Annotated in this window: 8 protein-coding genes and 1 tRNA gene; 6 read left to right on the top strand and 3 right to left on the bottom strand. The window is 58.8% G+C overall.

All coding sequences use genetic code 11. The annotated features are described in order from the left end of the window. The first annotated feature begins 467 nt into the window (after nt 1-467). Nucleotides 468-1,142: a ribulose-phosphate 3-epimerase gene (gene rpe / locus PPP56_RS04360; protein ID WP_353562814.1), complete on the top strand. Its 675-nt coding sequence runs from the start codon at nt 468-470 to the stop codon at nt 1,140-1,142. Between the two features lie 60 nt (nt 1,143-1,202). Beyond that, nucleotides 1,203-2,081, top strand: coding sequence for an SDR family oxidoreductase (locus tag PPP56_RS04355; RefSeq protein ID WP_353562813.1), 879 nt, complete (start codon nt 1,203-1,205; stop codon nt 2,079-2,081). A 127-nt stretch (nt 2,082-2,208) separates the two neighbouring features. Here PPP56_RS04355 and PPP56_RS04350 read toward each other — a convergent pair whose 3' ends face one another. Then, entirely contained in the window at nt 2,209-3,189 is a 981-nt protein-coding gene (locus tag PPP56_RS04350) for a cytochrome-c peroxidase (RefSeq protein ID WP_502912545.1), read from the bottom strand. A 389-nt stretch (nt 3,190-3,578) separates the two neighbouring features. Between PPP56_RS04350 and PPP56_RS04345 the strand changes: the two genes are divergently transcribed. Then, entirely contained in the window at nt 3,579-4,334 is a 756-nt protein-coding gene (locus PPP56_RS04345; protein WP_353562811.1) for an SDR family NAD(P)-dependent oxidoreductase, read from the top strand. A gap of 4 nt (nt 4,335-4,338) precedes the next feature. Here PPP56_RS04345 and PPP56_RS04340 read toward each other — a convergent pair whose 3' ends face one another. Continuing rightward, the gene (locus tag PPP56_RS04340; RefSeq protein WP_353562810.1) at nt 4,339-8,682 is read right to left on the bottom strand and encodes a PAS domain S-box protein; all 4,344 of its coding nucleotides are present in this window, start codon (nt 8,680-8,682) and stop codon (nt 4,339-4,341) included. Between the two features lie 375 nt (nt 8,683-9,057). Continuing rightward, nucleotides 9,058-9,135: transfer RNA gene (locus tag PPP56_RS04335), tRNA-Val, on the bottom strand. Nucleotides 9,136-9,323: 188 nt separating this feature from the next. Here PPP56_RS04335 and rpmH point away from each other — a divergent pair. The 3 genes from rpmH to yidC all read left to right on the top strand — a co-directional run bounded on the left by rpmH (nt 9,324) and on the right by yidC (nt 11,976). After that, nucleotides 9,324-9,488 (top strand): 50S ribosomal protein L34, encoded by a 165-nt coding sequence (gene rpmH / locus PPP56_RS04330; RefSeq protein ID WP_098061206.1) that lies wholly within the window; start codon nt 9,324-9,326, stop codon nt 9,486-9,488. Between the two features lie 30 nt (nt 9,489-9,518). After that, nucleotides 9,519-9,941 (top strand): ribonuclease P protein component, encoded by a 423-nt coding sequence (locus tag PPP56_RS04325; protein ID WP_353562809.1) that lies wholly within the window; start codon nt 9,519-9,521, stop codon nt 9,939-9,941. 103 nt (nt 9,942-10,044) lie between these two features. Then, nucleotides 10,045-11,976, top strand: a complete 1,932-nt coding sequence (gene yidC / locus PPP56_RS04320; protein ID WP_353562808.1) for a membrane protein insertase YidC — start codon at nt 10,045-10,047, stop codon at nt 11,974-11,976. The last annotated feature ends 157 nt before the right edge of the window (nt 11,977-12,133 follow it).

The following is a 12,133-nucleotide window of genomic DNA, read 5'->3' as shown; positions in this document are numbered from 1 at the left end:
GACGACATGCACGCTATTGCCACGCTCGATCGCGGACAGCGCTACGTTGACGGAAGCGGGTGGACAGGCCCCGACAGTCCATACTCGCTGTCTGACCTGTGGAATGCATAGCGCCGATTAGCGCTGATTAGCGCCGATATGCAGTAACAGCGTAAGAGCAGGCAGCACCGCTCTGCACCACGCCCTCGCACAGGTAAACATACAGGCAAACAGATAAGCAAAATCGGAGAGCAACGAGCGAACGGTTCGAAAACAAAGGCTGACGATCCTGAGTTAATGCGTCCGCATGTGGTGTACGAGATATATTATGCGCAGGATATGTGGTGCGCAGGATTCATGAACAGGGTTCACGGAAAGATAGCGAACCCTGTCCGCACAGCCGCGTGCCCCGCTCCTGTACGCTTGCGTCTTGCATGCGTGCACTTACGTGTACTTGCCCGCTTATTTATCATTCACCTGCGCCTCCCATGGCTCTCCTTGCGCCTTCTATCATCGCCGCTGACTACGGCCACCTGCACGACCAAGCCAACGACGCCCTCGACGCCGGTGCCAACTGGCTTCACCTCGACGTGATGGACGGGCAGTTCGTACCGAACCTGACGATCGGTCCCGACATCGTGGCTGCGATGCGTCCGATTGCTGATGCACACGGGGCGCTGCTTGATGTGCACATGATGGTGGAAGAGCCCGGGCGCTTTGTGGATGCGTTTGCCGATGCGGGCGCCGATGTGTACACCGTGCATGTCGAAGCCTGCACCCACCTGCACCGGGTGCTGCAGCAGACACATGATGCGGGCATGCAGGCAGCAGTAGCCCTCAACCCCGGCACCCCGCTCACCGCGCTCACCGCGGTGCTTCCCATGGTTGACATGGTGCTTGTGATGTCCGTTAATCCGGGCTTTAGCGGGCAGTCGTTTATCGACGCGAGCACGGCCCGCGTACAGACGCTGCACCGGCAGCTCAACGCGCTTGGGTCCAACGCGTACCTGCAGGTTGACGGCGGCGTGAAGCCGACCAACGCCCGGGCGCTCACGCAGGCCGGGGCCGATGTGCTTGTGGCGGGGAGCGCCGTCTTCGGAGGCGATGCCTCCATCGCAGAGAACGTGCAGTCGTTTCGCGAAGCCCTCACGATCGAAGTGTAGCGCTCCGCATCCCTCTGTACCCGGTGCTTCTGCACTTGCATTCTTTATACCGCATTACGTATGGATACGCCCGTTGCGCTGGTTACCGGCGCCAACTCTGGAATCGGTAAGGCTACCGCCGAGGGCCTGCTGCAAGAGGACTACCACGTGGTTCTGTGGTGCCGCTCCCAGGAGTCGGCAGCGCGCACCGAAGATGAGGTGCGCCGCTCAACCGGATCGGATGCTACCGACACGATCGCAGCCGACCTCACCGACTTCGACGCGATTCGCGATGCCGCGCAGATCGTAAAAGATCGGTATGACCGCCTTGATGTGCTGGTAAACAATGCCGGGGTGCTCAAGGAGACCACCGATCGCAACGAAGAGGGCGTCGAGGAGACCTTTGCAGTCAACTACCTGGCTCCGTTTCTACTCTCGCACCTGCTGCTTCCGCTGCTCACCCGCACCGCCGATGCGCATGGCGAAGCCCGCATCGTAAACGTAGGATCAGATGCCCACCGGGGGGCTCTTCGATTCGATGCCGACGTAATGAGTGAGGGCGATGCAGGCCTTACCGCATACATGCAGTCGAAGCTCGCGCTGGTGCTCTTTACTAACGAGCTAGCGCGCCGCCTGAAGCCCACCGGCGTAACGGTGAACTGCGTGCACCCCGGCGTGGTGGCCACGAACATCTGGCGCGGCCCCGGCGTGTTCTCGTGGCTGGCACGCCGCGTAAAGTGGTTCTTCAACTCTCCTGAAACCGGTGCCGAAGGACCGCTCTACCTGGCCACATCCGACGACGTCAAAGACGTAACAGGCGCCTATTTCGACGAGACCAGCCGCACAAAGCCCGCTGTAGCTGCCTTCGACGAAAAAGCAGCCGCCGAGCTCTGGCACCGCAGCATGGATCTGGTCGACCTGGATCCGGAAGACACGCTCTATGAACCGCCCGACATGTAACCCCATCTTTGACCATCGCCTGCAATGACAGACGCCCGCTGCTCCATCATAAGGTTAATGGAGCAGCGGGCGCTTCTGGTTCTGAGCAGGTGATGTGGGGACCTGCAGCCCCTTGCGAACTGCTTTGCTACGGACGGTCTACTGCTGCGGACCGCTGGCGGGGAAGCTGCGGGTAGGGGACCATCGGAAACTCGCCGGTGAGCGACTCCAGGAAGGCGACCATCTGTTCGACCTCCTCGTCGTTAAACGTGCGCCCGAGCTGCGACTCGCCCATGATAGAGACGGCTTCTTCCAGCGTTTCAGCCGATCCGTCGTGGAAATAGGGATACGTGCGCTCTACGTTGCGCAGCGGCGCAATGCGAAAGACATACTCGTCGCCTGCGTCGCCCGTGACCTCAGCGCGTCCACGATCGTCGCCTCCCTCTACGTGCGAGAAGCGCGCAAAGCCCTGTCCGCCCAGCAGCACGCCGTTATGGCAGCTGGCGCAGCCGGTGTCGGTGAAGAGCTCAAGCCCGGCGAGCTGGGTCGCATTCAGCGCGTCGCGTTCGCCTTCAAGGTAGCGGTCGAACGGCGAGCCGGGCGTGATGAGCGTGCGCTCAAAGCTGGCAATAGCACGTGCCACGTTATCAAAGTTGAGCGGGTCGTCATCTTCAGGAAACGCCTCCTCGAAAAACGGCAGGTACCCCGTGTCTCGCAAGCGACTCACCGCCTCTTCAGGCGTCAGGTCCATTTCGACATGGGCCTGAATGGGTCCTTTGGCCTGCTCTTCGAGCGTAGCAGCGCGCCCGTCCCAGAACTGCATGCCGAGGAAGGCGGCATTGTAAACGGTCGGGCTCGTGCGTGGTCCTTCGCGCCCTTGCTCGCCAATTGCAACGCGGCGGTTGTCGACGCCTGCCGCGCCTACAACATGGCACGTGTTACACGAAATGTTACCCGAGCGCGAGAGCTTCTGCTCGAAGAAGAGCTTGTGTCCCAGATCGACCCGGGCCTCGGTCATCGGGTTGTCTTCGGGCGCCTCGGCCTCGGCTGGAATCGGCTCGAACAGGCGCTGCACCTGCTCGTTGATGCCGTCGTCGGCCTCCTCGCCTGAGGTGCAGCCCGAGAGCATCGCGCCGAAAAGCAAGAACGGCGCTGCCGCAAAGAGCACGATAAGCGCAAAGCGGCCGTAGCGCCACTGGGGAGATGTGGAAGATGTCGGTGATTGAGTACGCATGATTCACCTCGGCACAACCGTGCCTCAACTGATCAGAATGTGGGGGTGCTGTTGAGCAGCGCACCACAAACGGTGCGGCCCAGCACCACCCCCACGATACATAGGCACGGTGCCGCCTGCTGTAAGACAATCTCCTATACGGACCACCGAAATACCTATCCTGCGCGTGGGAAAAATCCTTACACGGGCTACCGTCCGCACGCACCGGTTGCACCTCACCGGTAGAATCAGTTTGTTGGATGCGGCTTATTGTTCGTGCTTTGCTCATTCGTTCGCATCCCCCTATGCTCGACCTTTCTGATCAAACTGTTCTCGTTACCGGAGCCAGCCGGGGCATCGGGCGGGCCATCGCGGAGGCGTGTGCTGGCGCCGGCGCTGCCGTGGCGGTGCACTACGGACGCAGCGCCGATGCAGCGCTTGAGGTGGCTGAGATCTGCGGGCCCGAGGCGCATCCGTTTCAGGCCGACCTGACTGACCTCGACGCCACCGATGCCCTCTTTGATGCGGTGGCGTCGACCTACGGAAGCGTGGACGGACTGGTACTGAATGCGGGCGTAGCGCGTCTTATGCCGCTGGAGGCGTCGACCGACGACTGGCACGCGGACTGGCAGGACACCCTGCATGTGAACCTGCGCGCTCCCGAGCTGCTCTGCCGCCATGCGCTGCCGCATTTTCGCAGCAACGGCGGCGGGCGCATTGTGAGCGTGGCTTCACGCGCAGCCTTCCGGGGCGACACGCTCGACTACATGACCTATGCAGCTTCGAAGGCCGGACTCGTGGCCCTCACGCGGTCGATTGCCCGCGGCGCGGGGTCGGATAACGTAAAGGCTTTTACGCTTGCTCCGGGGTTTACGCGTACCGACATGGCGCAGGACTTCATCGACGAATACGGGCCGGGTATCGTGCGCGACGACCTCGCGCTGAACGACCTGACCGAGCCCGAAGACATTGCGCCGATGGCTGCTTTTCTGCTCTCTGGCGCTGCCGACCACGCCACCGGCGCCACGATCGACCTGAACGCCGGGAGTTATGTGCACTGAGGGCTCATGCCGCTTGCGTGTCTTGAGCATCCTGTTTGGAGAGGGCACGCGGAAAGCGCACCGTAACGGTTGTACCTTCTCCTTTGGCACTTTCGACCGCGATTGTACCCTGCATCATCTCGACGAGCCGCCTCGTGATAGCGAGGCCCAGTCCGCTTCCCTCAAACGCCCGCGTGTTACCTGAGGACTCCTGCACAAAGGGCTCGAAGAGCTCCGGCAGGAAGGCTTCATCGATGCCTACCCCGGTGTCTTGAACACGGATGATAATCTCCTCATCGGTGGCATCTAACGCCACATCGACCCGCCCGTCATCGAGCGTAAACTTGATGGCATTGCTGATTATATTGTTAAGCACCCGGTGCAGTGCGCTTTTGTCGACCTCGGCATAGACAGGCGCGTCGGTGCCGTGTGCTTTCAGCGTAACGCGGCTGGACTGCGCACGAGGCTGCGCCAGCTCGACAGTGCTTTCTATCTCTTCATCGACGCGCACCGATTCGGGTACAACGTTCATGGCTCCGGCTTCCAGCTTCGACAGGTCGAGCACGGACTTCAGCGTATCCATAAGCCGCTGGCTGCTCGCATTAATAAGGTCAGCAAAGCGTTTGCGCGGCCCTTCGGACTCCTCCTGCAGGATTTCAGAGAACCCGATGATAGAGGTGAGTGGGGTGCGGATCTCGTGGCTCATGTTGGCAAGGAACGCCGACTTCAAACGGTTCATCTCCTCGGCCTCATCGCGCGCTATGCGGAGCTCCTCTTCGCGCTGGATGCGCTCTAAGATGCTGGCTACATTGTGCGCCAGAATCTCCAGCAGTTTTATATCGAACGTATTGATGCTGTCAAGCATCGGGCTGGCGACCGATATCGTTCCGTAGTCGCCCACTGGCAGGTACACAGACGCCTTCACGGAGCCAGGCTCCAGAATGGCACCGTTTGGGTCTGTTCCGTTGTAGCGCACGGTTTCTTGCTCGCGATAAGCCCGTACCGCAGCCTGATTGTCGTCGAGTGTATAGGCAGGGCGTTCGCCCTCCATGAGCTGTTCGCAGCGGTCTGACACCACAACGGGCACAAGCTGATCGCCTTGCACATAGCGGATCGCACAGATCGGATACTTGAGCGTATCTGTGATCAGATCGCAGACCTTTGAAGCCAGTTCCTCTTTGGTCTTGATTGTTGCCAGGAGGCTCATCGCCTTGTAAAACGCCTCCACGCGCTGCTCACGTCGCAGGATGATCTGCTCGGCGCGCTTCCGCTCGGTGATGTCAATGCCAACCCCGACAACACAGAGCCGTCCGTTAATTTCGGTGCGTTTTCCAGAGAAGAAGTACGGACGTGCTCTTCCTGAAGCCGCCACCATATCGGCCTGAAGCGTGGCTTGTCCGTTACGCAGTACATCGGCAATCGTGTCGCGCACTGCTGAGGCGTCTTCGTCTCTGAAGAAGTCGGTTGGGCTCAGCTCAGGAATCTCCTTCGCCGTGTACCCACTCACGTTCTCAAAATTGTCATTCCAACGCAAAAACTGCCCTCGTTCAGCGTCAATAACGAAGAAGGTGCCGGGCAGGCTGTCGATTACTGTATCCAGCAGGCGCTTCTGGTGCGTCAGTCGTTCGGTTGCTTCTTTTTGCGCAGTGATGTCAAACAACACGCCGAGCACGCGTGTTGGGTTACCCTGGTTGTCGTAAGACTCAGTGCGCGAGCGTCCCCGAATCCAGCGCGCCTCGTTGGAGCCTCGTGGCGTGAGCTGGTACTCAACGTATGCATCCACACCGACTTCGGTGGTCACTGGCCCCGTTTTGAGCTTGTGGCGGTCGGCAGCATGAACAAGTTCAAAGAAGACATCGAAGGGATACGTGACGCCCGCTTCCAACCCGATTAAACGGGCAGCTCCATGCGAAAAGGTGACCGTCTCACTCTCAAGATCCCATACCCCACTGCCCATTTCGGCGATCGACTGTGCCTGCTCCATGAGCAGGTTGGCGCGCTTCAGGGCACGTTCTCGTTCCTTGCGTTCTGTAATATCAAGGTGGGTGCCTGCAATGCGCTTTGGACTTCCGTCTTCGCTTCGTGCTACGATCTGCGCCCGGTCCAGAATCCATCGCCAGGAGCCGTCTTGAGCGCGCAACCGAATTTCGAGGTCTACGAAGCTGATCTCTCCTTCAATGTGGCGCTGAAACGCATCGAAGACGCGCTCCCTGTCATCCGGATGCAGCAGTTCTTCGAACGCAGCGAGTGTGGGTTCGACAGCGTCCGGGTCGTACCCGAGCATATTGCACCACCGGTCGCTGTAATACACTTCGTCCGTCTCCACACTCCAATCCCAGAACCCGAGGTCGCCGCCTCGCAGTGCCAGCTTGAGCCGAGTTCGCTCCGCCTCGATCTCGGCCTGGCGGTTGTACTCCTCAGTTACATCACGAAAGACCAGTACCACACCGAGCAGCTTACCTTTTTCTTTTAGCCGAATAGGCGCTGCACTGTCAGCCACCTGGCGCGTCTGTCCGTCGCGTGCGGTAAGCACCGTGTCATTTGCCAGTCCTACGATACGTCCCTCACGCAGCACCTTCTCGACCGGATTTTCGACCGGTTCTCCAGTATGCGCATTATGGATCTGAAACACCGCAGACAGCGTGCGCCCCTCGGCTTCTTCCGCCTTCCAGCCGGTCAGCCGCTCGGCTACCCCATTCATTTCGGTGATCTTTCCCGCTGTATCGGTTGCGATTACGGCATCCCCGATCGACTCGAGCGTGACGGCCAGATATTCTTCGCGACGCCGGAGCGCTTCTTCGGCTTGCTTGCGTGCATCGATGTTAAGCAGTGCTCCATCATGATAGAGCACGCGCCCCTCGTCATCCTCGGTTGCATTCGCACTAATCAGCCCCCAGAAGGTACTTCCATCAGCACGCCGAAACTTGACCTCATGGCTGCGCAGGTGTCCGTCTTCGTATGTAGCCCGAATGAGTCGATCGCGTTCTTCTTCGTTGGCATAGAGGACCGTAAGATCCGGGAGGGCCAACATCTGCTCGCGCGAGTCATACCCGAAGATCTGTACAAAGGCATCGTTCACATACTCGAGCGTGCCGTTAGCCCCCGTGCGGTAAAGCCCTTCTGTTATATTCTCGTTGATCGATGAGAGCAGTTCCTCTCGCTCCTCCAGGCGCTTTCGGGCTTCGTTGCGCTCGGTCACGTCGTTAATGGCAACGAGAACAGCCTCTGCTCCCTCAAATGTGATTGCGGAAGATGTGACCTCCACCTCGATCGTTGAACCGTCTGCACAACAATGGCTCCACACTCCTGGGGGGGAGCGCAGGTCATTGGAGCGTTCGGTTGCCAGATAGTCTTTTAGCGCTTCGACCTCGCTCTCCGGCCGAATGTCGAAGATCGTCATGCCAAGAAAGGCATCGCGGGTATATCCGTAGGTTGCTTTAGCAGCCTCGTTAACATCGAGAAAACGGAACGTATTCGGGTCGTGTACGAACATCGGCACCGGACTTTCTTCGAAGAGCAGACGTGCTTCTTCTTCCCGGATGCGCAGCGTTTCTTCCAGCTCATTGCGTGCCGTTACGTCATCGAAGTAGACCGCGAGTCCTCCTTCGAAGGGGTATGCGTTGACACGGAACCAGGCGTCGAGCGGCGGAAAGTATGCCTCGAAATGAACACTCTCTTGTGTATCTACGGCCTCATGATAGGCTGTGTAGAAGTCGAGGTCGACCGCATCGGGAAAGGCGTCCCAAACGTTCGCCCCGACCAGCTCTTCCCGTGAGGTCTGCAGCAGCTGTTCCGCCTTTGCGTTTATATATGTGAAATGCCAGTCGGTGTCGAGCGCAAAAAAAGCGTCGGTGATGCTCTCCAGGATGTCGGTGTGCGCCTGGGGTAGGGCATGATGCGTCCATTCATGTTCTACCATTGCACCAATGTCTCGGATCATGGCGCGCTCCGTTTCGGTCGCAGATCGTGCCTTGCTATCGAGTGCACTTACCGTACCCACGACGTATCCTTCTGGCGTTCGAACCGGCGTGCTTCCCAGAAAGCGAAACTCGGGGGTGCCTGTTACAAGGGGATGCGCAGCGAATCGGCTATCGGCAGACAGGTCTTCAACGAGAAGCCAGTCTTGCGCATCCACCACCTGTATATCCCAGGCGTTATCAACATATTGGCGGCGCTGCTCGGTAGTGAGCCCTTCACAGGCAAGAAGAGAGATACGGTCTTTCCCGATCTGCGTGATTACGACCGCGGTAGCCTGCATCCCGCGCTGGGCCACCCGCGCAATGCGTTGCAGGGCCGACCTCAGCGATGACGTCGGCAGTGCATGGCGCTGCAGCGCGCGGAGGCGTTCGGGGTCTGTTTGGGCAGACATGCGAGGCAGTCAGGGCTGATCAGAACGATGAGCAGTGGTATCGAAGCTACACGGTCATGAACGGAAGCACACTTCATGACTACAGCCACACGTGCGCACTGCATAAGTAGCGTACTGTGCGCAAACACACTACATAATATAAATACAATGCGCATGTAGAGGATTCAACCAGCTTACACAGTACGAAGCTATGTCTCCGAATACGTGAAATATGCTTGTAGACATACAGGCATGCAGCCGAAAGACAGGGATACCTACTGCAGGGGAGCAGGTATTTTGCGGGAGGCGGCTATTCAGACTGTCTACCGGACTATCTGAAGGACGGCTTACGGAGGCCCATTCAGCATGACGCGCCGTGCAGACCACGAAATGAAATGGTGGGTCCTCCTGGATTCGAACCAGGGACCTCCTGCTTGTAAGGCAGGCGCTCTAAACCAACTGAGCTAAGGACCCATGCGCAGGTCATTATGCACAAGCGTGGTATATAATGTCAAGCCTTGCAGCCACGTTCCCATACTTTCCACAGAGCCTCCGTCGTGTCTTAGCGATCTCTTCGCACGCATCCCGTAAAACAACTGCGCGGAGGCTCCGTTGGAATACGTCGCTTGTTATCATTGTGATCATAGATCTATCTGTCTACTATGCCAAAACGCACGTATCAACCCAGCCGCAAGAAGCGGAAGAATAAGCACGGCTTCCGCAAGCGCATGAAAACCAAAAATGGACGCAAGATTCTGAAGCGCCGCCGCAAGAAAGGACGCAAGAACCTGACGGTAAGCGATAAGTCGTCCGGTAAGCCTGTATAGCGCTTCCTTGTTCGCCGGTGCCGCATTGATATGTCCGATTTAGCCCGTCGCTATACGTTTCCGCGTACGCACCGGCTCAAACGAAAGCAGCTTATTGCGTCGCTTTTTGACCGTTCACGTGCTGACGTGGAAACGGAAGCGCATGGGTGTGTGCGGATGCTCTACCGGTGGGCAACGCCCGAAGAGGTCGGCCACGACGTCCCTGTCCAGATTGGGTTTGCCCCCGGCAGGCGCCACGCTACAAACGTGCAGCGCACCCGGGTGCGCCGGCATCTGCGCGAAGCGTATCGGCAGCATCAGTATCTGCTACGCGACGGGCTTCCGGATGCCGGGTCGCCTCTTATCGCAATGATGCTGTTCCGCGGGCGCTCCGATCGCGCCGACACGTGCATCTGGCGTGATGTGCCTGCCGTATTGCAGAAAGTCGCAGCGGCCCTCCCCGAACACGATTAGCGTTCTGCGATAACGCGCTGCGGCACTCTGCTCATGCTTGCCTGTTTCTCCTGAAACAGACAGGCCCTCTGTCCCGATTGTATCTTTTAGCCCCTCGGCTGCCTTGTCTACGCTGCGTAACCAACCGTCTTCCGAAGACCAGCGCAATATTCTCATTGCCACGCTGCTCTTCGGACTCATCATGTTTGGGTGGCTCATCTGGTATGGCCCCGAATCGCCCGAGCCGTCTCCCAACGATGAAACGGCAGAGGTCGAAGCGCCCGCCCCCGAGGCTACAACCCCCGACGATGCTGAGTCGCTCACCGATGCCGACCGGCCTGCAGACGACCCCGAGAGCCCTGATGCTCCGGACGCCGAAGCGGCTCCCGACGACTCGCCGTCTGACCCGGCCACCGCACGCGCCAGCTCGGGAGACGCACGTACCATCACGGTCATATCCGACCGGTATACAGCCGAATTCTCTACACGAGGTGGCGTCATTGAGCAGTTCACGTTGCTGGGCTACACGAAATTCGACCGCGAGAGTCCGGTGAACGTGGTCGACGCACCAGGAAGCGGCGTGCCCGGCGTCACGTTTATGACGCCTTCCAGCCATCTGGTCGACACGCGCTCCCTGTACTTCACCTCGGATGCCCCCGACACCCTGCGTGTTGAATCGGGCGAGGAGGCATCACTTACGTTCGAAGCGACGCTCGGCCCCGAAGGTGAAGGGTCACTCAGCTATACCTACACCTTTACAGCCGACCCGTACGACCTGAACTTCGAGATCGCCCAGCAGAACCCCGCCTCGTTCGCCACACGGGATGGGTACGAGGTCGTGTGGGACTACGGCGTGCCCTTCACGGAAGACGACCCTGAAGGCGAACGCATCGACTCGGGCGTCTATGCCCATTCCGGCGGGTCGCTGGAGCGGCTCGTGTACGACGACGACGCATTCGCCGAAAACCGTCTCTCCGGATCCGTAAGCTGGATCGGTCACCGCAGCAAATACTTCACCACGGTGCTCATGCCCGACGACGAGCGGTCTGTTGAGGGCGCCGAACTTATCCGTGAAGAGGGCGCCGCTCAGACCATTGTAGGCGGCGAAGGCACCGAGGCCCGCCTGTTTTTCCCCGCCTCGTCGTCTGATGTCGATGTGCAGTCGTTCTCGCTCTACATGGGGCCGATCGACTACTACAACCTGACAGCGTACGGGCGCAACCTGTACGACATGGTGAACTACGGCTGGGCGATCTTCGCGTGGATTACACGTCCGCTCGCTACCTTTGTGTTTATCCCTGCGCTTACCTATCTGGGCGGAGTCCTTCCCAACTACGGATTTGTCATCATTCTGCTGGCGATCCTGATCAAGGTGGTCGTCTACCCGCTCACCAAGTCGTCGTACCGCTCCATGGCGAAGATGCGTGATCTGAAGCCAGAGATGGATAAGATCAAGGAGAAGTATGAGGACGACATGGAGAAGCAGCAGCAGGAGATGATGAAGCTCTACCGCGAGTCGGGGGTAAATCCGATCGGGGGCTGTCTACCTATGTTCTTGCAGTACCCCATCATCATTGCGCTTTACCTCTACATCCCGCAGTCGGTGCAACTGCGGCAAGAGAGCTTCCTATGGGCCGCGGACCTGTCAGCCCCTGACCCTATTCTGCAGCTTCCGTTCAGCATTCCATTTTACGGCGATTACGTAGCTGGATTTACACTGCTGATGGGGATCTCTATGATCTTTACGATGCGCATCCAGATGAGTAGTACCGGAAGTACGGGGGCCCAGGCCAAGGTCTTCATGTACGTGCTGCCGTTCTTCATCTTCTTCATCTTCAACCGGTTCGCTTCGGCGCTAAGCCTCTACTACCTGTTCTACAACGTAGTAACGGCTGCACAGCAGAAATACATCTACTGGCAGCTTGATAAGGAGAAAGAACAGCAGCCCGATACGCCGTTCAACGGCAAGAGCAACGGTAAGGAATCAGATGGATGGTTCTCGCGCCTGCTCAAAAAAGCCGAAGAGGCGCAGAAAGAGGCCCAGAAGCGCAAATAAGCAGGTTCTTTCATAAGAGCCTGTTTTGATTTCTTAATTTGGGCACCCCAAGAGTACGTCCTCCCTGCGGTCGGGGCGCTGCGAGCGGCTCCGCTGGGCTGGGGCCGAAGGTCATGCCCCTGGTGCAAATTGTCCCCGATATACGGGTGTCAGTCGG

The sequence above is a fragment of the Longimonas sp. genome (assembly GCF_040409695.1).
GTDB lineage: Bacteria > Bacteroidota > Rhodothermia > Rhodothermales > Salinibacteraceae > Longimonas.
This window is presented reverse-complemented; position numbering and strand designations above follow the sequence as displayed.

What these genes read in the sequence shown, in the direction of transcription:
- rpe (WP_353562814.1), top strand. Translation starts at nt 468, where the DNA reads ATGGCTCTCCTTGCGCCTTCTATCATCGCCGCTGACTACGGCCACCTG.
- PPP56_RS04355 (WP_353562813.1), top strand. Translation starts at nt 1,203, where the DNA reads ATGGATACGCCCGTTGCGCTGGTTACCGGCGCCAACTCTGGAATCGGT.
- PPP56_RS04350 (WP_502912545.1), bottom strand. Translation starts at nt 3,189, where the DNA reads ATGCTCTCGGGCTGCACCTCAGGCGAGGAGGCCGACGACGGCATCAAC.
- PPP56_RS04345 (WP_353562811.1), top strand. Translation starts at nt 3,579, where the DNA reads ATGCTCGACCTTTCTGATCAAACTGTTCTCGTTACCGGAGCCAGCCGG.
- PPP56_RS04340 (WP_353562810.1), bottom strand. Translation starts at nt 8,682, where the DNA reads ATGTCTGCCCAAACAGACCCCGAACGCCTCCGCGCGCTGCAGCGCCAT.
- rpmH (WP_098061206.1), top strand. Translation starts at nt 9,324, where the DNA reads ATGCCAAAACGCACGTATCAACCCAGCCGCAAGAAGCGGAAGAATAAG.
- PPP56_RS04325 (WP_353562809.1), top strand. Translation starts at nt 9,519, where the DNA reads ATGTCCGATTTAGCCCGTCGCTATACGTTTCCGCGTACGCACCGGCTC.